The sequence below is a fragment of the Clavibacter michiganensis subsp. tessellarius genome (assembly GCF_021922985.1).
Taxonomy (GTDB): Bacteria; Actinomycetota; Actinomycetes; order Actinomycetales; family Microbacteriaceae; genus Clavibacter; species Clavibacter tessellarius.
The window spans coordinates 1,558,093-1,578,614 of record NZ_CP040788.1 but is presented as its reverse complement, the minus strand read 5'-3'; the positions used below and the strand labels follow the sequence as shown (position 1 = coordinate 1,578,614).

Here is a 20,522-nt window from a genome sequence, read left to right as displayed (position 1 = left end):
ATGGACAGCGACACGCGAGGCCCCGTGGCCGCACGAGCCCGGCGCCCGCGGGGCATGCGGCGGCTCGTCCGTGGCGCCTCCGCGGCGGTCGCCCTGGCCCTCGTGGCCGGCCTGGCCGCGTGCTCGCCCACCACCGGGCTGGTCGCCGACACCGCCATCCGCGCGGCGCTGCCCAGCACGTTCACCTCCTACAACGCGCAGTCCCGCACGGGGGCGACCGACGGCAACCGCGAGATCGTGCACGCCACGAACTCGCGCTTCGCCGAGGTCGCCGCCGACGGCACGGTCGCATCCGACCCGGGCTTCGGATCCGCGCGCATCGTCTCGCGCGACCCGTTCACGGTCGAGTACACGGTCGCCGAGGGCGTCCGCTGGTCGGACGGCGAGCCCGTCGACGCCGCCGACCTCCTGCTCTCCTGGGCCGCCGGATCCCGCGCCTTCGACACCCCGGGCTTCGACGCCGCGGGCTACGTCGACGAGTCGACCGGCGGCTACACCGGCGCCCTGCCCGCCGACACCGTCTACTTCGACGCCGCGGAGGACGAGGCGCTGGCCGAGGTCACCCGCACGCCCGAGATCGGCGACGGCGGCCGGTCCATCACCATGGTGTTCGACGAGTACACGCCGGACTGGCGCCTCGCGTTCGAGATCGGCCTCCCCGCTCATGCGGTGGCGCAGCTCGGCCTCGACATGTCGAGCCCCGGCCGCGCCAAGCAGACGCTCGTGGACGCCGTGCAGGACCGCGCCCCCGAGCTGCTCTCGCCCATCTCCGACGCGTGGAACCGGGGCTTCGGGGTCGCCGACGTCGCCGCCCACCCCGAGCGCGCGGTCGGATCCGGGCCCTACGCCATCGAGTCCATCGACCCCGGCACGTCCATCACGCTCCGCGCCAACCGCTTCTACACCGGAACGCACCGGCCGTCGGTGGAGCGCGTCGTCGTGTCGACCATCGAGGACCCGCAGGCCGCCGTCGCGGCGCTCGCGGCCGGGGACGTCGACGTGATCGCGCCCGACGCGGACGCGGACGTGCTGGACGCCCTCGGCGACGTCGACGGCGCGCGCACCGTCATGGGCTCGTCGGCCTCGTGGGAGCGCCTCGACCTGCAGACCCTGGGCGCGCGCAACAGCGCCATGGCCGACGCCACGGTGCGCACCGCCTTCCTCTCCACCGTCCCGCGCGAGGCCATCGCCCGCGACCTCGGCGGGCCGGGCGGCGACGGATCGACGCGCGACTCGTTCGTCCTCGCACCCGGCACCGACGGCTACGACGACCAGGTGCGGGCCAACGGATCCAGCCGCTTCGACGACGTGGACCTCGACGAGGCGCGGCAGCTGCTCGCGTCCGTCGGGCAGCCGGCTCCCGAGGTGTGCGTGCTCTACGACCCCGCCGACGCGCGCCGCGCCGCCGAGTTCGCGGCCATCCGCGACTCGGCCGCGAAGGCCGGCTTCCTCGTGACCGACTGCTCCACGCCGCAGTGGCAGGACGTGCTCGGCCAGGCCGGCGCCTACGACGCGGCGCTCGTCGGGCCCGAGGACGCGTACCCCTCCGTGTCCGGCATCCGCGCGCTGCACGACGACCGCGCCGACGCGAGGGACGGCCAGGCCACCGCCGACCCCGACGTGGCCACCCTGTTCTCCTCGCTCAGCCGCACCGAGGACGCCGACGCGCGCGGCGAGCTCCTCCTCCGCCTCGACCGCCGCATGTACGGCGACCGCGCGGGCCTCCCGCTCTTCCAGCACCCGGCGGTCGCGGCCACGTCGGCTCGCGTCGACGGCGTGCAGGTGTCCGCGCACCAGGCCGGGATCCTCGACGACGCCTGGCGCTGGACGCTCCGCTCCGACGCTCCCTGAGTCCGGCTTGCATCGGCACGGTAGGCTGTGTGTCGCTGGGAATAGCAGACGGCGGCTCTTCGCCCTCCTCCCTTGATGACAAGGCCGGCACCCTCTCCACTGAAGGACAGCACTATGGCGCTAGTCGCGCGCAACGACCTCCGCAATGTGGCCATCGTGGCCCACGTGGACCACGGCAAGACCACCCTGGTGGACGCCATGCTCAAGCAGACGAACTCGTTCGACGCCCACTTCGAGGGCGAGGACCGGATGATGGACTCGAACGACCTCGAGCGCGAGAAGGGCATCACGATCCTCGCGAAGAACACCGCGGTGCTCTACAACGGGAAGCACGCGGACGGTTCGCCCATCGTCATCAACGTGATCGACACCCCGGGCCACGCCGACTTCGGCGGCGAGGTCGAGCGCGGCCTGTCCATGGTCGACGGCGTGGTGCTCCTCGTCGACGCGTCCGAGGGCCCGCTGCCCCAGACGCGCTTCGTGCTCCGCAAGGCGCTCGAGGCGAAGCTCCCCGTGATCCTCCTGGTCAACAAGACCGACCGCCCTGACGCGCGCATCGACGAGGTCGTGGCCGAGAGCCAGGACCTGCTCCTCGGCCTCGCCTCCGACATGTCGGACGAGCACCCGGACCTCGACCTCGACGCGATCCTCGACGTGCCCGTCGTCTACGCGTCCGGCCGCAACGGCGCCGCGAGCGACACCAAGCCCGCGAACGGCGAGCTGCCCGACAACGACGACCTCGAGCCCCTCTTCAAGGCGATCCTCGACCACGTCCCGGCGCCCACCTACGACGACGCGCACCCCCTGCAGGCGCACGTCACGAACCTCGACGCGTCGCCGTTCCTCGGCCGCCTCGCCCTCCTCCGCGTCTTCAACGGCACGATCAAGAAGGGCCAGCAGGTCGCCTGGGTCAAGCACGACGGCACCGTCAAGAACGTGAAGATCACCGAGCTGCTCATCACGAAGGCGCTCGACCGCTTCCCGACCGAGTCCGCGGGCCCCGGCGACATCGTCGCCGTCGCCGGCATCGAGGACATCACCATCGGCGAGACGCTCGCCGACCCGGACGACGTCCGCCCCCTGCCGACCATCACGGTCGACGACCCGGCCATCTCGATGACCATCGGCACCAACACCAGCCCGCTCATCGGCAAGGTCAAGGGCCACAAGCTCACCGCCCGCATGGTCAAGGACCGCCTCGACCGCGAGCTCATCGGAAACGTCTCCATCAAGCTGGTCGACATCGGCCGCCCCGACGCGTGGGAGATCCAGGGCCGCGGCGAGCTCGCGCTCGCGATCCTCGTGGAGCAGATGCGCCGCGAGGGCTTCGAGCTCACCGTCGGCAAGCCGCAGGTGGTCGTGAAGCAGGTCGACGGCAAGGTCCACGAGCCGTACGAGCACCTCACCATCGACTCGCCCGAGGAGTACCTCGGCGCGATCACGCAGCTCCTCGCCGCCCGCAAGGGCCGCATGGAGGGCATGGCGAACCACGGCACCGGCTGGGTCCGCATGGAGTTCGTCGTCCCGTCGCGCGGCCTCATCGGCTTCCGCACGGAGTTCCTCACGATCACGCGCGGCGCGGGCATCGCCAACGCCGTGTCGCACGGCTACGAGCAGTGGGCGGGCGAGATCACGACCCGCGTCAACGGCTCGATCGTCGCCGACCGCGCGGGCGTCGCCACGCCGTTCGCCATGGTGGCCCTGCAGGAGCGCATGTCGTTCTTCGTGGAGCCGACCCAGGAGGTCTACGAGGGCATGGTCGTCGGCGAGAACTCGCGCGCGGACGACATGGACGTGAACATCACCAAGGAGAAGCAGCTGACCAACATGCGTCAGTCCACCTCCGACTCCTTCGAGCGCATGACGCCCTCGCGGAAGCTGACGCTCGAGGAGTGCCTCGAGTTCGCCCGCGAGGACGAGTGCGTGGAGGTCACGCCCGAGTTCGTCCGGATCCGGAAGGTCGAGCTGGACGCCAACGCCAGGCAGCGCAAGACCTCGCGGCTGAAGAAGCAGAACGCGTAAGGCAGCATGACCGCGACGAGCCCGTCCGCCCGGTCCCTCCGCAGGAGGGGGCTGGCGGCCGGGCTCGTCCTCGTCCCGGGGCTCGTGCTCACGGGATGCAGCGCGGTCGGCGACGCCGTGCGCGACGCCGCCCACGAGGGGGCCGAGCAGGTGCGCCACAGCGTCGAGGACGTGGTGGGGGACACGCTCGGCAAGGTCCAGGTGTCCACGGACGGCGCCGTGCCCCCGTCGTTCCCCCGCGACGCCGTGCCCTTCGCCGAGGGGAAGCTGCTCGGGGGCGGGGCCGCCCCCGAGGGCGCCGGCTGGGTGGCGCAGGTCGCCGTGCCGGACGTCGCGGACGGATTCGCCGACGCGCGGGCGCGGCTCGAGGCCGCCGGGTACACGCCCGACTCCGACGTGGCGGGCGACGACACGAGCGGGTACGGGCGCTTCACGACGGATGCCTACACGGTCATCGTCACGGTCTCGGCCGACCTCGGGTCGCCCGTCGCGACGTACGTCGTGCTGCCGGCGGCCTGAGCGCCGCGGCGCCCGCGCGCGGACCGCGGGGGCCGCGTGGCCCCGCGACCCGCGAGGACCGGGATCACGACCCGAAGAGGGTCTCGCCCACGTAGCCGTCGCGGCTCGCGCCGGGCGGCACCGCCCAGATCCCGCTGCCGACGTGGCGCAGGTACTCGTTCATGGCGTCCTTCGCGAGGCTCCGCTGGATGGGGATGAACTGGGTCCGCGGATCGCGCTGGAACGCCAGGAAGAACAGCCCCGCGTTGAGGCGGCCCAGGTCGTCGTTGCCGTCGACGAAGTTGTAGCCGCGACGCAGGAGCACCGCGCCGGCGTTCGCGTCGGGGTGCGCGAGGCGCACGTGCGACGCCGGGTCGATGAGCGGTGCGCCGCCGCGGCCGGTGGCGGCGAAGTCGGGGGCCGTGTGCTCCTCGCCGCCGCTGAGCGGCGCTCCCGAGCCCTTCGTGCGTCCCACCACCCGCTCCTGCTCGCGCAGCGACGAGCGGTCCCACGTCTCGACGGTCATGCGGATGCGGCGGGCGACCAGGTACGAGCCGCCCTCCATCCAGGCCTCGCCCGGCGCGGATCCGGCGTCGGCCCACACGTGCTCGTCGACCACGCGGGTGTCCTCGGACTTGACGTTCGCCGTGCCGTCCTTGAAGCCGAAGAGGTTGCGCGGCGTGGCCTGCGCGCGGCTCGTCGACGACGTGCGGCCGAAGCCGAGCTGCGACCACCGGAGGGAGGCGCGGCCGAACGCGATGCGCGACAGGTTGCGGATGGCGTGCACGGCCACCTGCGGGTCGTCGCTGCAGGCCTGGACGCAGAGGTCGCCGCCCGTCGCCTGCGGCACGAGCGCCTCGCCGGGGAAGCGCGGCAGGTCGACGAGGGCGGCGGGGCGGCGGTCGGCGATGCCGAAGCGGTCGACGCCGTCGGCCGTGGTGAACAGCGACGGGCCGAGGCCGAAGGTGATGGTGAGGCCGGCGGGCGGGAGGTCGAGTGCCTCGCCCGTGTCGTCCGGCGGGGAGTCGTAGGCGCCGTCGACGGCGCCGAGCGCGCCCGCGGATCCGCCCGCCGTCATCCGGGCAGCGGCGGCGCTCCAGTCCCGCAGGAGCGAGACGAGGCCGTCGCGGTCGATGTCCGCCACGTCGAACGCGGCGAAGTGCAGCCGGTCCTGCGCGGGCGTGGTGATCCCGGCCTGGTGCGCCCCGTGGAAGGCGTAGGCGGCGCCGCCGGCTGCCCGGCGCGCGCCCGCGAAGGCGCGATCGGCCATGACGCCGCCGGCGGATCCCACGAGGCCGCCGCCGAGCGCCCCGGCGCCGAGCAGCCCGAGGACGCCGCGGCGGGAGACGCCGCGTGGGGCGGCGGGGGCCGTCGGGGCGCTCGGGTCCTCGAGGGCGTCGGCGGTGTCGCGCACGGCCGCGCCGTCGTGTCCGTCGGTCATCCGACGAGCGTCCCGGTGAGCTTCGACAGCGGCTCGGCCAGCGCGTTGACGCCGTCGGCGAGGCCCTTGACCTGATCCTTCGTCAGCGCGTCGTAGGCCGTGAAGCCCTTCTCGAGCGACCCGTACGCGGAGAGGTCGGACTCGAGCTTCGCGAACTCGCCGTCGAGCGTGGCGACGAGCTGCGGGTCCTTCGCGGCGACGATGTCGCGGACGCCCTCGTAGGCGACGCGGGCGCCCTCGAGGTTCGCCTGGAAGTCCCAGAGGTCGGTGTGCGACCAGATCTCCTCCTCGCCCGTGATCTTGCCGGACGCGACCTCGTCCATGAGCCCCACGGCGCCGTTGGAGATGGTGGAGACGTCGACCGAGAAGCCGTCCGCGTGCACGGCGTCGTAGAGGCGCTGCGTGTCGGCGGTCAGCTCCTGCGCGAAGTGCGCGCGGTCGCCGGCGCTGAGCGGCACGTACACGTCGCCGCCGTTCGCGTCCGGCGCGGGCTGCCAGAGGTCCTTCTCGATGCGGTGCCAGCCGGTCCACTCGGTGCCGGGCTCGACGTCGGCCTCGCGGAAGTCGATCTCCGGGTCGAGGTCGCCGAAGGACTCCGCGACCGGCTCCACCCGCTCGTAGTACGACCGGGCGGTGGGGTAGAGGGAGCGCGCCTTCTCGTCGTCGCCCGCGAGGTAGGCGTCGGCGAACTCCTGCGTGGCGGGGAGGAGGCGGCCCACCTGGTCCTTGACGTAGGCGAGGTAGGCCGCGGCGGCGTCCCGGCCCTGCTGCTCGGCGTCGCCGGCGAGCGCCACCTGGTCGCCCGTGACCGTGAAGGGCGCGCGGCCGACGCCGTCGCCCACCATGCCGGGCTTGCAGACCGTGAAGTAGCTGCCGGGCTGCGCCGTGATCACGAGGTCGCGCTCGATGCCCGGGCTCACGTTCTCGACCTCGCCGACGATGCGGAGGCCGTCGTCGGCGAGGAGGTAGAACTCCGTGACCTGGTCGGTGGAGTTCGTGACGTGGAAGGAGACCGTGCCGCTGGGCGCGGTCGCGGCGGACACCGTGCAGGCGTCCGCGGAGCTGTCGACCGTGAGCTGGGTGACGCCGGACGCCGGGGCGGCGCCGTCGCCCGCGGATCCGGAGGGCGCGTTCGCGACGCAGCCCGAGAGGGCGAGGGCGGCGCCGGCGAGCAGGGCGGCGGCGGGGAGGGTGGAGCGCTTCATGGGTCCTCGTGGGGGAGCGGGCCGGCGGTGCCGGCGGGATGGGACGGACGGTGGGGAACGGGGGTGCGGCGGGATCAGCGGGCGGCGGGCGCGTCCGCGGGGGCGGGGGAGGCGGCGGGCTGCGCGGCGGCGGCGGCGGACGCGGCGGGCGCGGCGGGAGCGGATCCGCCCGCGTCGGCCCGGGGGCGGCGACCCCGCCGGGACAGCGTGAGGTAGGCGGCGAGCGTGGGCACGACGTAGAGCACCCAGGTGATCGCCTCGAGCCAGGTGGTGGCGGGGGAGAAGTTGACGGTGCCCTTGAGGAGCGTGCCGTACCAGGATCCGGGCGGCACGGCGCCCGAGACGTCGAACGCGAGCGCGCCCAGCCCCGGGAGGATGCCCGCCTCCTGGAGGTCGTGCACGCCGTACGCGAGGACGCCGCCGGCGACCACGATGAGGAGCGCACCCGTCCAGGTGAAGAACCGGGCGAGGTCGATGCGCAGCACCCCGCGGTACACGAGCCAGCCGAGCGCGACGGCGGTGACGATGCCGAGGCCCGCGCCCACGAGCGGCAGGGTCGTGGCGCCCGTGGCCTGCACGGCCGACCAGAGGAACAGCGCGGTCTCGATGCCCTCGCGGCCGACCGCGAGGAACGCGACGGCGACGAGGCCCCATGCGGCGCCCGCGATGGCGCGGTCGACGGCGCCCTGCAGCTCGGAGCGCATGTCCTTGGCGGTCCGCAGCATCCAGAACACCATCCAGGTGACGAGGCCCGTCGCGACGATGGAGAGGGATCCGCCGATGGCCTCCTGCGCCTCGAACGTGAGGCCGTAGGCGCCGTAGGTGAGGACCGCGCCGACCGTGAGCGCGAGGAGCACCGCGAGCCCGACGCCGAGCCACAGCCGGCCGAGCACGTCGCGGCGGCCGATCTTGACGACGTAGGCGATGAGGATCGTGACGACCAGCGCGGCCTCGAGGCCCTCGCGCAGGCCGATCAGGTAGTTCGCGAACACGCGTGCGCCTCTCCGGGCGGCGGGCGCGTCGGGGCGCACCCTATTGCTGATGTGGGGAAATGTAGGTGAGGCTTGCCTTACCTCGTGCACAGTAGCGCGGGGGCCGGGACGCGTCCAGTCCGTCGTCCCCAGCGGACGGCGGGGCCGCCGGCGCACCGTCCCCCGGCGCCCAGCGAGCGGGACCGCGCGCGCGGATAGGATCGCCCGATGATCCCCGGCTCGACCTCCCGTCCCGCGCGCGAGCACGTCCTCTTCGTGCACGCCCATCCCGACGACGAGAGCATCGTCACGGGCGGCACCATCGCGAAGCTCGTGCGCGACGGCGTCCCCGTCACGGTGCTCACCTGCACGCGTGGCGAGCGGGGCGACGTGATCCCCGAGGAGCTCCGCCACCTCGAGGGCGACCTGCGGGCGCTCGCCGACCACCGGGAGACGGAGCTGGCCGACGCCATGGCCGCGCTCGGGGTCGTCGACCACCGCTTCCTGGGCGACGTCGGCGCGCGCTGGCGCGGCCTCGAGCCCCGCCGGTACGTCGACTCCGGCATGGAGTGGGGCGACGACGGCGTGCCCGTGGCGCTCCGGCCGCTCGACCCCGACTCGCTGTCCGCCGGCGACGAGGCCGACGAGGCGCGGGACGTGCTGGCCGTCATCGCCGACGTCGACGCGACCACCGTCATCACCTACGACGACCACGGCGGCTACGGCCACCCCGACCACAAGCGCGTGCACGTCATCGCCACGTGGGCAGCGGAGGAGGCCGGGGTGCCGGCGTACCTCATCACCACGACCGAGTCGTCCGCCCGCGAGGCGCACGAGCGCGTGGCCGCGCGCGGCCGCTTCCCGGCGCCCGACGCGCATCCGGCCGGCATGCTCGTGCTGCCCGACGACGCGGTGGACCTCGCGGTCGACGTCACCGAGGTGCGGGAGGCGAAGACCCGGGCCATCGCCGCGCACCGCACGCAGGTCGTGGTCGACGGCGACGAGTTCGCGCTGTCGCACGGGATCGGCGAGCCCATCGGCTCCGTCGAGCTCTTCCGCCTGCACCGCCCCGCCGGCGCCGCGGACGACGCCGAGGCCGACGGCCCGCCGCGCGGCCTGCAGCGCATCGGCACCGCGGCCGCGTCCCTCGTGCTCGGCCTCCTGGTCGGCACCATCGGCACGGTCGCGCACCGCGCGCCGCTCGCCGTCGGCGGCGTCGGCGTGCCCGTCGGCCTCGTGCTCGCCCTCGTGACGCTCGCGTGCCTCCTCGTCGCCTTCCGGCTGCTCCTGGTCGACCGGCTGCACGTCCTGTGCCTCGGCCTCGGGGCGGTCGCGGCCGTCGCGGTGCTCGGCATGAGCGGGCCGGGCGGCTCCGTGCTCTTCCCGGCCGACTGGGTGAGCCAGACCTGGGCGGTCGCGCCCGCGATCATCGTGGCCGTGGTCGTCGTGTGGCCGCGGTTCGCGCCGCGCGGCTCCCGCCCGGACGCCGGATCCGCGACCGGATCCGCGACCGGGCCCGCGATCGACCGGGCGCCCGCTCCCGCAGCCGCGTCGGGGGAGGCGCCGTCCACGGAGGCCGCCCCGGCCGGCCGCACCCCGGGCGCCGCGTAGACTCGACGGGCTGCACCGCTCCCGGAAGGACCCGCCCGAAGTGACCTACGTCATCGCCCTGCCCTGTGTCGACGTCAAGGACCGCGCCTGCATCGACGAGTGCCCGGTGGACTGCATCTACGAGGGCGAGCGGTCGCTCTACATCCACCCCGACGAGTGCGTCGACTGCGGCGCCTGCGAGCCGGTCTGCCCCGTCGAGGCCATCTACTACGAGGACGACCTGCCCGAGCGGTGGAGCGACTACTACACGGCGAACGTCGAATTCTTCGCCGAGATGGGCTCGCCCGGCGGCGCCACGAAGGTCGGCGTGACGCACTCCGACCACCCCGTCATCGCCGCGCTCCCGCCCCAGAACGGCTGACGCGCGTGGCCCTCGGCGAGCTGCCCGACTACCCCTGGGACCAGATGGCGCCCTACGCCGCGCGGGCGGGGCGGCACGCGGACGGCATCGTCGACCTGAGCATCGGGTCGCCGGTGGATCCGACGCCGACGCTCGTCCGCGACGCGCTCGCCTGGGCGACCGACGCGCACGCGTACCCGACCACGGTCGGCACCCCGGAGCTCCGGCGGGCGATGGTCGACTGGCACGCCCGGCGCCGGAACGCGACGCTCGACGTCGACCAGGTGCTGCCGACCATCGGCTCCAAGGAGATGGTGGCCTGGCTGCCGTTCATGCTCGGCCTCGGCGAGGGCGATGCGGTCGTGCACCCGCGCGTCTCGTACCCCACCTACGCGATCGGCGCCGCGCTCGCGGGCGCCGAGAGCGTGCCGGCCGACGACCCGGCGGAGTGGCCCGCGTCCACGCGCCTCGTCTGGCTCAACTCGCCCGGCAACCCCGACGGCCGCGTGCTCGGCGTCGACGAGCTGCGGGCCGCCGTCGCGCGCGCCCGGGAGCTCGGCGCCGTGATCGCGAGCGACGAGTGCTACGCCGAGCTCGGCTGGGAGGGGGAGTGGGCCGACGGGCCGACGCCCTCCATCCTCGACGCGCGCGTCGTCGGCGACGACCACACGGGCGTCCTCGCGCTCTACTCGCTCAGCAAGCAGTCGAACCTCGCGGGGTACCGGGCCGCGCTCGTGGCCGGCGACCGGGACGTGATCGCGCGGCTCATCCGCGTCCGCAAGCACGCGGGGCTCCTCCCGCCCGCGCCGCTCCAGCACGCGATGACGGTGGCGCTCGGCGACGACGAGCACGTGCGCGCCCAGCGCGAGCTCTACCGGGCCCGCCGCGACGTGCTCCGGCCCGCGCTCGAGGACGCCGGCTGGCGCATCGACCGCAGCGAGGCCGGCCTCTACCTCTGGGCGACCCGCGGCCGCGACGCCTGGGAGGGCATCGCGGAGCTCGCCGACCTCGGGATCCTCGCGGGCCCCGGTCCCTTCTACGGCGACGCGTCGCCCGAGCACGTGCGCCTGTCGCTCACGGCGACGGACGAGCGCATCCAGGCGGCGGCGGCCCGGCTGCGCGCCGCTTCCTCCACGTAGCACGACCTCCAACGGATCCGCCCGGATGCTGGCGGAGGCGACAGTGTCCCGGTCGGCCCTTTAGGCTGTAGTCGGCTCGGATCCCGACGCCGCGGGGGCGCCACGAGCGCCCGGCGGCGCGCATCCCCCCGGGCCACCCACCCAGACTCGAGGAGGCGCCGTGACCGATGGCGGGCAGCAGGCGGACGACCGGCCGAAGGCGGACGAGCCCCGGGCGGACGAGCCCCAGGCGGAGCAGAAGCCCACGGCGACGCTGACGTACCCCGGCGGCCGGGTGGAGTTCCCCATCCTCCCCGCGGTCGACGGCGCGTCCAGCATCGACATCTCGGCTCTCACGAAGAAGACGGGCCTCACGACGCTCGACAACGGCTTCGTCAACACGGCGTCGACCCGCTCGGCCATCACGTACATCGACGGCGAGCAGGGCATCCTCCGCTACCGCGGCTACCCCATCGAGCAGCTCGCGCGCCAGTCGAGCTACCTCGAGGTGGCCTGGCTCCTCATCCACGGCGAGCTCCCCACCGCGGACCAGCTCGGCGGGTTCGAGGAGGACATCCGCCGCCACACGCTGCTCCACGAGGACTTCAAGGGCCTGTTCCGCGCGCTGCCCACGAACGCGCACCCCATGTCGGTGCTCTCGAGCGCGGTGTCGGCCCTCTCCACCTACTACGAGGACTCGCTGAGCGTCCACGACCCCGAGCAGGTCGAGATCTCCACGCTGCGCCTGCTGGCGAAGCTGCCGGTCATCGCGGCGTACGCGCACAAGAAGAGCCTCGGCCAGGCGTTCCTCTACCCGGACAACTCGCTGTCGTTCGTCGACAACTTCCTCCGCCTCAACTTCGGCAACAACGCCGAGCCCTACGAGGTCGACCCGGTGGTCAGCCGGGCGCTCGAGCGCCTGCTCATCCTGCACGAGGACCACGAGCAGAACGCGTCGACGTCGACCGTGCGGCTCGTCGGATCCACCGAGGCGAACATGTTCTCCTCCGTCTCGGCCGGCATCGGCGCGCTCTTCGGCCCGCTGCACGGCGGCGCGAACGAGGCCGTGCTCTCCATGCTCGGCCGCATCCGCGACTCCGGCGAGGGCGTCGACCGCTACGTCGAGCGCGTGAAGAACAAGGAGGACGGCGTCCGCCTCATGGGCTTCGGGCACCGCGTCTACAAGAACTTCGACCCGCGCGCCCGCCTCGTGAAGGAGAGCGCCGACGAGGTGCTCGAGGCGCTCGGCATCCAGGACCCGCTGCTCGACATCGCCAAGGAGCTCGAGGCCGTCGCCCTCGCGGACGACTACTTCATCGAGCGGAAGCTGTACCCGAACGTCGACTTCTACACGGGCGTCATCTACAAGGCCATGGGCTTCCCCACGCGCATGTTCACCGCGCTGTTCACCATCGGGCGCCTGCCCGGCTGGATCGCGCACTGGCGCGAGATGAACGAGGACCAGGCCACCAAGATCGGCCGCCCGCAGCAGCTCTACATCGGCCAGCCCGCGCGCGACCTGCCGCCCCGCGACTGACCGCGCGCTCCCGGCGGAGCGCACGACGGGCGCTCCCGAACAGGGGGCGTCCGAGGGCGCCGGATCCGTGTACCCGCGCGGATCCGGAGCCTAGACTCGACGGGACCTGACTACCCGCCACCGCCCGCACCAGCCCCTGCCGTCGGTCCGAACCCGAAGAGGGGGCCATGGCCAGACGCCTGCCGTCGTCCCCGCCGGTGCTGCCGGGGTTCTCCTACGTGACGGTCCTCGGATCCGGCGGCTTCGCCGACGTGTTCCTCTACGAGCAGGACATGCCGCGGCGCCAGGTGGCGGTCAAGGTGATGCTCGCCGAGATCGCGACCGACCGGCTGCGGGCCATGTTCCGCGCGGAGGCCGACCTCATGGCGCAGCTGAGCGCGCATCCGTCGGTGCTCACGGTGCACCAGGCGAGCGTCGCGGCCGACGGACGCCCGTACCTCGTGATGGAGCTGTGCTCGTCGAGCCTCAGCGACCGGTACCGGCGCGAGCCGCTGGGCGTCGCCGAGGTGCTGCGCGTGGGGATCCGCATCGCGAGCGCCGTGGAGACCGCGCACCGCGCGGGCGTGTTGCATCGCGACATCAAGCCGGCGAACATCCTGACGACGGCGTTCGGGCACCCCGTGCTCAGCGACTTCGGCATCGCCTCCACGCTCGAGGACGCCGCGGCGACCGACGCCGTGGGCCTGTCCATCCCGTGGTCGGCGCCCGAGGTGCTCGCCGACGAGAGCCCGGGCACGGTGCGGAGCGAGGTGTGGTCGCTCGCGGCGACCGTGTACTCGCTGCTCGCCGGGCGGAGCCCGTTCGAGGTGCCGGGCGGGCAGAACGCGCCCGCGGACCTCGTCGCCCGGATCCAGCGGGCGAGGCCTCTGCCGACCGGCCGCGCGGACGTGCCCGAGCGGCTCGAGCTCGTGCTGCGCCGGTCGATGTCGCGCCAGCCGGAGGCGCGGCCGGGGTCGGCGCTCGCGTTCGTGCGCGAGCTGCAGGCGGTGGAGGCGGAGCTGCAGCTCGCGCAGACGCCGCTCGAGGTGGCGAGCGAGGAGTGGGCGTCCGCGGTGGCGGCCGGCGTCGAGGAGGACGACGACCCGACGCGCGTGCGCGGCATCGTGCAGGTGGATCCGGGAGCGGCGGGCGCGCGCGCGGCCGTCCGCCGGGTGCGGCGGAAGGCGACGTCGACGGCCGGCGTCCCGCGGGGGCGCGCGGGAGCGGAGGCCGGCGTGGCGGCGGCGGCGGCGGGCGCGCGGCCGTCCGGTGCCGCGTCGGCACGTGCCGCGTCCGCGCGATCCGCGTCGGTGCGATCCGCGTCGGCGCGCGGCACGGGTCCCTCCGTCGCGTCGGAGCCGGTGCGCGCGGGATCCGCGTCCACGTCCCTCGGCCGCTCCGGGTCCGGGCCCGTCGGCGCCTCCGGCTCCGGCCGTCCGCCCGCGCCGGGGCCGCGCTCGTTCCTCGCCCGGCACCGCGTCGCGCTCCTCGCGGCGGCGTCCGGCGCGGTCGTCGCGAGCGCGCTGGTCGGCGTGCTCCTCGGCGGATCCGGCGGCGGCACGGGCGCGCGCGACATCCCGGTCGTCGGCGCCATCGAGGCCTCCGCCACGGCCGACGGCGTCCTCTTCTCCTGGGACGACCCCGGCCTCGGCGCCGACGACGCGTACCAGGTGGTGCGCGACGGCGGCCTGCCGAGCACGCAGCGCGACACGTCGTTCCGCGTCACGTCGGGGGCCGCCGGGGCCGCGAGCGCCACCGGCGCGGGCGACCGCGCCTGCGTCACCGTGACCGTCACGCGCGACGGCATCGCCGGCCGGCCGTCGACCGAGAAGTGCGCGGAGCTGCCGCGATGATCCGCGACTGGATCCGCCGCCACCGCCAGGCCGCGACGACCGTGACGGGCGGCGCCGTCGTGCTCGCGCTCCTCATGGGCTTCGCGCTCGTCTCGGACGGCTACGACGCCCAGCGCATCGACCTCGACGACGGATCCGTGTGGGTCGTCAACGCCGCGCAGCAGGCCATCGGCCGCGCCAACACGCAGGTGCTCGAGCTCGACAGCGTGGTCGACTCCCGCAGCGAGGACATCGACGTGCTGCAGGCGGGATCCACCGTGCTGCTCGCCGACCGCGGCGCCTCGCGCCTCGACGTGGTGGACGACGCCACGAGCGCGGTCGTCGACACGGCGCCGCTGCCCGCCGGCGCCGAGGTGATGCTCGCGGGATCCCGCGTGGCGATCCTCGTGCCGGCCACCGGCCAGCTCTGGCTCGTGCCCGTCGCGGGCCTCGCGGCGTTCGACGCCATGAGCGCGCCCACCCTCTCGCTCGGCGCCGACGCGGTCGCGTCCATGGACGACGACGGCACGCTGCTCGTGTACTCGGCCACCTCCGGCGCGCTCTCGCGCATCCGCGCGGCCACCGACGACACCGTCGAGGAGACGGTGGCCGTCGGACCCGTCGGCACGCCGGCGGCGGAGGCGGGCGGCGACCCCGCGGCGGATCCCGCCACGGCCGTCCCGGGCGAGACCGTCGAGGCCGGGGTCGCGGGCCGCCCGGCCGCGCGCCGCCTCGCGCTCACGGGGGTCGACGGCCACTGGGCGCTCTACGACGCCGACGCGCGCGCCCTCCTGGTGGACGGGCGCGCGGTCGACCTCGGCGGATCCGTCGCGGCCGACGCGCAGGTCGCCCTCCAGCGCGCGTCCTCCGCGGGCGACGCCGTGCTCGTGGCCCACACGGGCGGCCTCCTCCAGGTGCCCGTCGGGGGCGGCGACCCGGTCGTCGTCGCCGACCGCGCGTCCGGCGCGCCCGCGCGGCCCGTGCGCGTGGCCGGCTGCGAGTTCGCGGGCTGGACCGGCGGATCCTCCTGGCAGCGCTGCCTCGACGCCGCGCCGACCGCGACCGCCGGGTCCGCCGGGTCCGCCGGCGCCGAGGGCGGCGACGCCCGGCGCACCCCGGCCGGCGCCCTCACCGACATCGCCGGCGTGTCCGCGCAGGCCGCGCTCCGGTTCCTCGTCGACGGCCCGCGCGTCGTGCTCAACGACGTGCGCGGCGGCGCCGCGTGGGCCGTGCAGCGCGGGGCCGGGGTCATCGACAACTGGTCGGACCTCATCGACCGCGAGCGCTCCGACCGGGTCGTCGAGCAGAACACCGCCGACACCCCGCCCGAGACCGACCGCGTGCAGCAGCCGCCCGTCGCCGTCGACGACGACCTCGGCGCCCGGCCCGGCCGCACGAGCCCGCTGCCCGTGCTCCTGAACGACCACGACCCGAACGGCGACGTGCTCGTGATCGACTCCGTCACGCCCGTGGACGCCGCGGTCGGCGCGGTCGACGTCGTGGACGAGGGCCAGGGCCTCCAGCTCGCGCTCGCGCCGACGGCCCGGGGCACCGTGCGCCTCTCCTACGTCGTGAGCGACGGCCGCGGCGGCACCGCGACCGCCGACGTGCGGGTCGCCGTGCGCGACGCGGACGACAACTCGCCGCCCGTGCAGACGCGGCCGGCCACCGGCACGGTCGCCGAGGGCGGCCGGCTGCAGACCGACGTGCTGGGCGGCTGGTACGACCCCGACGGGGATCCGATCTACCTCACGCGCGCGAGCGTCCCGGCGCCCGACGCCGTGAGCTGGAAGCCCGAGGGCCGCGTCGTCTACACGGACGCGGGCGCGGGGGGCGACACGCGCACGGTCGCGCTGCAGGTGTCCGACGGGCGCGAGGAGGGCGCGGGCACGCTCGTCGTCACGGTGCGCCGGGCGGGCGACGTCCCGCTCGTGGCCGAGGGCTTCGTGGTGCAGGCGTCGGTCGGGCGCGAGATCACGGTGGACCCGCTCGCGCACGCGCGCGGCGGCAGCGGGGCGATCCGGCTGGCGTCGGTGCCCGCGCGCCCCGGGGTGCAGGTCACGCCCGACCTCGAGGCCGGCACCTTCCGCCTGCAGGGCACGCAGACCGGCACGCACCTGCTCGAGTACGCCGTGACCGACGGCCGGGTCACCGCGACGGGCGTCGTGCGCGTCGAGGTGCGCGGCGCGCCCGAGTCCGACGGCCGGCCCGTGACCGTGCCGCACACCGTGTTCGTGCGCGCGCTCGAGGCGCAGGACGTGGACGTGCTCCAGACCGACTTCGACCCCGCGGGCGGCGTGCTCGTGATCACCGACGCGACCTCGCCGGGCGACGCCGTCGGCGTGCGCGCGGAGGTGGTGGGGCAGCGTCTCGTGCGGATCACGCTCACCCGGCCGCTCGACGGGCCCGTGGACGTGGGGTACCGGGTGAGCAACGGCGTCGCGGAGGCGACGGGCGTCATCACCGTGATCGAGGTGCCCGAGCCCGCCGTGCGGCAGCCGCCCGTCGCGGCCGACGACCGCGTGGCCGTGCGCGTGGGCGACGCCGTCGACATCCCCGTGCTCGCCAACGACGAGCAGCCCGACGGCGACGCGCTCCGCCTCGACCCCGTGCTCGTGGACCCGCTGCCCGAGGGCGCCGGCCTCCTCTTCGCGAGCGACGACCGCCTCCGCTACCTCGCGCCCGACCGCACGGGCGACTACACGGCCGTCTACCGCGCGGTCGCGCCCGACGGCCAGTGGGCGACCGCGACCCTCACGGTCTCGGTGCGCGAGGCCGACGCCGCGACCAACACGGCGCCCGTGCCGCGGCCGCTGACGGCGCGCGTGCTCGCGGGGGAGACGGTGCGGATCCCCGTGCCGCTCACGGGCATCGACCCCGACGGCGACTCGGTGCGCCTCCTCGGCCAGGACACCGGGCCGGAGAAGGGCCAGGTCACGGAGGTCGGGCCCGACTGGATCGACTACCGCGCCGGCGACTACTCCACCGGCACCGACGCGTTCGCCTACGCCGTGGTGGACGGGCTGGGTGCCCGAGCGACCGGCACGATCCGCGTGGGCATCAGCCCGCGCGTGGAGGGCGCGCGGAACCCCGTCGCGACCGCCGACGTCGTGACCGTGCGGCCCGGCCGGGTCCTCCGCGTGCAGGTGCTCGCGAACGACACGGATCCCGACGGCGGCGCGCTCTCGCTCGTCTCCGTGCAGCCGCAGTCCGCGGGCCTCGTCGCGGGACTCGACGGCGACACCGTGCGCGTCGTCGCGCCCGAGGAGGCCGGACGCTACGGCTTCGTCTACGGCGTGCGGAACGCGCGCGGCGGCACGGACGAGGCGTTCCTCACGGTCATCGTGGATCCGGCCGCGCCGCCCACGCGCCCGATCGCGCGCGACACCGTGCTCCAGCTCTCCGACGTGCTCGACCGCACGAGCGTCGACGTCGACGTGATGCGCAACGTCTTCTCGGCGGAGGGCGACGCGTCGGCGCTCGTGCTCTCCGTCGGCGCGGGCTACCAGGACGTGGCGCGCGTGACGCCCGACGGCCGGATCCGCGTGGAGGTCGGCGACGCGCGCCGCATCGTGCCGTTCACGGTGGCGCAGCCGGACGACGCGGGCGTCAGCGCGACGGCCTTCATCTGGGTGCCGGGCTTCGAGGACACGCTGCCGCAGCTCCGCGTGGGCGAGCCCCGCCCGACCGTCGCGAGCGGCGAGCGGCTCGTCGTCGACCTCGACGACCACGTGGTGGCCGCGGGCGGCCGGGCCGTGCGCATCGCCGACCCCAACTCGCTCTCCGCCACGCACGCCGACGGACCCGTCGAGCTCGTCGACGACGACACCGTCGCGTACCGCAGCGAGCCCGGGTACTTCGGCCCGGCCGCGATCTCCTTCACGGTCACCGACTCCGCGGGCGACGGCGGCGATCGCACGGCCGCGCTCGTGCTGCCGATCACGGTCACGCCCACCGAGAACCAGCCGCCCGTCTTCACGGGCGCGGTCATCGACCTCGAGCCCGGGCAGTCGAAGGACATCGACCTCGGCCGCCTCACGACCTACCCCTACCAGGACGACCGCGGGCAGCTCGCGTACGCGATCGAGGGCGCCGTGGGCGACGGCTTCCGCGCGGAGGTGGACGGCGGCACGTTGCGCCTCTCCGCCGACGCGGGCGTGGAGACGGGCGTCGCCGCGTCCTTCGCCGTGAGCGTGCGCGACGCGACGCAGACCGGGCGCGCGGGCCGGGTGGACCTGCGGGTCGTGCCGTCGACGCGGCCGCTCGCCCAGCCGGCGACCGACGAGGGCACCGTGACGCGCGGATCCTCCACCACCGTCGACGTGCTCGCGAACGACCAGGCGGGCAACCCCTTCCCCGGCACGCCGCTCACCGTCGCGTCCATCCGCGGCGCCGACGGCGCGAGCCTCCCCGCGGGCGTGACGGTGACGCCGTCGGCCGACCGGGCGACCCTCGCGGTCGCCGCGACCGCCGACGCCGTGCCGGGCGACGTGCGCGTGCAGTACGAGGTGCGCGACGCCACGGGCGACGCGGGCCGGGCGGCGTTCGGCACCGTCGTGATCCACGTGCAGGACCGCCCGGGGCCCGTCACCGCCCTCCGCGCCACGGGCTTCGCCGACCGCGCGCTCACGGTCGCGTTCGAGCCGGGCGTGTTCAACGGATCCCCGATCACCGGCTACCAGGTGCGCGTCCTCCGCGGCGGCGTCGTCACCGCGACCGCCACCTGCCCGTCCACCACGTGCACCGTGCCGACGCCCGGCAACGGCCCGTCGTCCGCGGTGCAGGTCGAGGTGCGGGCCGTCAACGGCGTGGGCGCGTCGGATCCGACGTCGGTCTCCGGCCTCTGGTCGGACGTGCTGCCCGCCGCCCCGGCCGCCCTCGCCGCGCAGCCGCTCGCCGACGGCCTGCGCGTGTCGTGGGACCCGTCGGCCGTGCCGTCCTCCTCGAGCCCGGTCACGCAGTACGTCGTGACGGTCGGCGGCGTCACCCGGCAGGTGCCCGCCGACGCCACGGCGGTCGAGGTGCGGGATCCGTCGCTCGTCGCCGAGGTGCCCGTCGCCGTGAGCGTCGCCGCCCGCAACAGCGCCCAGGTGCAGGACGGATCCGCGTGGCTCGCCGCCTCGATCACGGGCACGCCGCGCGGCGCGCCCACCGCGACCGGCACGCCCTCCGCGGTCGCCGACCCGGCGGACGAGACGCGCGTGACGGTCTCGTGGCCGGCCTTCCAGGGGCCGGGCGTCGACGGCATCCGCTACCTCGTCGCCGCGCACGCCCCCGGGTCCGCGCCCGGCTGCTCCGTCGCCACCGAGGGCGTGACGCCGTGGTCGGCCGACCACGGCCCCGCGGTCGACGTGGGCGGCGCCACCAGCCACGTCTTCACGGGCCTCGCGCCCGATCAGCCCGTGGCCTTCGCGGTGCTCGCCGCCAACAGCCAGGGCTGCACGGTCGTCGAGGCCGGCCAGCTCACGCCGCGCACGGCGCCCTCCACGCCCGCCGTCACCGTCTCGCTCCCGCGCGGCGACCGGGGGACCGACGGCGTCTTCCGCGCGACGCTCGCCGACGCGCGCTACCGGCCGGGCAGCGCGTCCGCCTCGGCGCAGCTGCTGTACCGGGTCGACGGGCAGGGCGACGGGGTGCCGATCGGGGTCGGCCAGGAGATCACGCTGCCGCGCCCGGGCGTCGGCGCGAGCATCCAGGTGCGCGTCGTCGAGGACCACGGCGACGGCCGGCCGCGCTCGAGCGGCTGGTCGGACGCGGTGGACGTCGGCACGGCGGTCGACGCGCGCGCCGGCGACGTGCGCTTCGACGCGGATGCTGCCGGCGGCACGGTCGTCTCCTGGACCTCGACGCCGCCCGCCGCGGGTCCCGGCCGGCGCGTCGCGGCCGGCGGCGGCTACGCCCGGAGCGAGTGGCGCTGCGGCGGCGAGGGCGCGTGGACGGACGGCTCCTCCGGCGCGGCCGGATCCTGCGCCCTGCCGGCCGGCGCGGAGCGGATCCTCGAGGTGCGGGTCACCGCGAACTCGGGCACCCTGTACACGTACGCCCACCGCGGATGACGGCCGACCCCGCGGCCCCCGCGCCCGGGACCGCATCCGGCCCCGCGTCCGCACCCGAGAG

Annotated in this window: 12 protein-coding genes; 9 read left to right on the top strand and 3 right to left on the bottom strand. The window is 75.2% G+C overall.

Annotated elements, in window-relative coordinates; genetic code table 11:
• The 3 genes from FGG90_RS07175 (at position 1) to FGG90_RS07165 (ending at position 4,392) form a co-directional block, all read left to right on the top strand.
• Entirely contained in the window at positions 1 to 1,851 is a 1,851-nt protein-coding gene (locus FGG90_RS07175) for an ABC transporter substrate-binding protein (RefSeq protein ID WP_094128689.1), read from the top strand.
• 114 nt (positions 1,852 to 1,965) lie between these two features.
• A complete protein-coding gene (typA, locus tag FGG90_RS07170) occupies positions 1,966 to 3,873 on the top strand; it encodes a translational GTPase TypA (protein ID WP_086516813.1) in 1,908 nt (635 codons plus the stop codon).
• A gap of 6 nt (positions 3,874 to 3,879) precedes the next feature.
• Positions 3,880 to 4,392, top strand: coding sequence for a hypothetical protein (locus tag FGG90_RS07165; protein ID WP_094128692.1), 513 nt, complete (start codon positions 3,880 to 3,882; stop codon positions 4,390 to 4,392).
• Positions 4,393 to 4,456: 64 nt separating this feature from the next.
• Here the strand turns inward: FGG90_RS07165 and efeB are convergent, their stop codons facing one another.
• From efeB to efeU, 3 genes are all read right to left on the bottom strand, one after another.
• Positions 4,457 to 5,812 (bottom strand): iron uptake transporter deferrochelatase/peroxidase subunit, encoded by a 1,356-nt coding sequence (gene efeB, locus FGG90_RS07160; protein WP_237583551.1) that lies wholly within the window; start codon positions 5,810 to 5,812, stop codon positions 4,457 to 4,459.
• Positions 5,809 to 7,017, bottom strand: a complete 1,209-nt coding sequence (efeO, locus tag FGG90_RS07155) for an iron uptake system protein EfeO (protein WP_094128695.1) — start codon at positions 7,015 to 7,017, stop codon at positions 5,809 to 5,811. Before efeO ends, efeB begins: the two co-directional genes overlap by 4 nt.
• Before the next feature lie 74 nt (positions 7,018 to 7,091).
• Positions 7,092 to 8,009: an iron uptake transporter permease EfeU gene (gene efeU / locus FGG90_RS07150; protein ID WP_094128697.1), complete on the bottom strand. Its 918-nt coding sequence runs from the start codon at positions 8,007 to 8,009 to the stop codon at positions 7,092 to 7,094.
• A gap of 207 nt (positions 8,010 to 8,216) precedes the next feature.
• Here efeU and FGG90_RS07145 point away from each other — a divergent pair, with 207 nt between their 5' ends.
• The 6 genes from FGG90_RS07145 to FGG90_RS07120 all read left to right on the top strand — a co-directional run bounded on the left by FGG90_RS07145 (position 8,217) and on the right by FGG90_RS07120 (position 20,461).
• The gene (locus FGG90_RS07145; protein ID WP_094128700.1) at positions 8,217 to 9,599 is read left to right on the top strand and encodes a PIG-L family deacetylase; all 1,383 of its coding nucleotides are present in this window, start codon (positions 8,217 to 8,219) and stop codon (positions 9,597 to 9,599) included.
• A gap of 40 nt (positions 9,600 to 9,639) precedes the next feature.
• A complete protein-coding gene (fdxA, locus tag FGG90_RS07140) occupies positions 9,640 to 9,960 on the top strand; it encodes a ferredoxin (protein WP_043674720.1) in 321 nt (106 codons plus the stop codon).
• Positions 9,961 to 9,965: 5 nt separating this feature from the next.
• The gene (gene dapC, locus FGG90_RS07135; RefSeq protein WP_094128703.1) at positions 9,966 to 11,078 is read left to right on the top strand and encodes a succinyldiaminopimelate transaminase; all 1,113 of its coding nucleotides are present in this window, start codon (positions 9,966 to 9,968) and stop codon (positions 11,076 to 11,078) included.
• Positions 11,079 to 11,238: 160 nt separating this feature from the next.
• Positions 11,239 to 12,594 carry a citrate synthase gene (locus FGG90_RS07130; protein ID WP_165771389.1) on the top strand — a complete coding sequence of 452 codons (1,356 nt, stop codon included), beginning with the start codon at positions 11,239 to 11,241 and terminating at the stop codon, positions 12,592 to 12,594.
• A gap of 167 nt (positions 12,595 to 12,761) precedes the next feature.
• Positions 12,762 to 14,426 (top strand): serine/threonine-protein kinase, encoded by a 1,665-nt coding sequence (locus tag FGG90_RS07125; protein WP_094128706.1) that lies wholly within the window; start codon positions 12,762 to 12,764, stop codon positions 14,424 to 14,426.
• Positions 14,423 to 20,461, top strand: coding sequence for an Ig-like domain-containing protein (locus FGG90_RS07120; RefSeq protein ID WP_094128709.1), 6,039 nt, complete (start codon positions 14,423 to 14,425; stop codon positions 20,459 to 20,461). Before FGG90_RS07125 ends, FGG90_RS07120 begins: the two co-directional genes overlap by 4 nt.
• Positions 20,462 to 20,522 lie beyond the last annotated feature (61 nt).

Excerpts from the sequence above, each read along its gene's own strand:
- FGG90_RS07175 (WP_094128689.1), top strand. The coding sequence starts at position 1 with ATGGACAGCGACACGCGAGGCCCCGTGGCCGCACGAGCCCGGCGCCCG.
- typA (WP_086516813.1), top strand. The coding sequence starts at position 1,966 with ATGGCGCTAGTCGCGCGCAACGACCTCCGCAATGTGGCCATCGTGGCC.
- FGG90_RS07165 (WP_094128692.1), top strand. The coding sequence starts at position 3,880 with ATGACCGCGACGAGCCCGTCCGCCCGGTCCCTCCGCAGGAGGGGGCTG.
- efeB (WP_237583551.1), bottom strand. The coding sequence starts at position 5,812 with ATGACCGACGGACACGACGGCGCGGCCGTGCGCGACACCGCCGACGCC.
- efeO (WP_094128695.1), bottom strand. The coding sequence starts at position 7,017 with ATGAAGCGCTCCACCCTCCCCGCCGCCGCCCTGCTCGCCGGCGCCGCC.
- FGG90_RS07145 (WP_094128700.1), top strand. The coding sequence starts at position 8,217 with ATGATCCCCGGCTCGACCTCCCGTCCCGCGCGCGAGCACGTCCTCTTC.
- FGG90_RS07125 (WP_094128706.1), top strand. The coding sequence starts at position 12,762 with ATGGCCAGACGCCTGCCGTCGTCCCCGCCGGTGCTGCCGGGGTTCTCC.
- FGG90_RS07120 (WP_094128709.1), top strand. The coding sequence starts at position 14,423 with ATGATCCGCGACTGGATCCGCCGCCACCGCCAGGCCGCGACGACCGTG.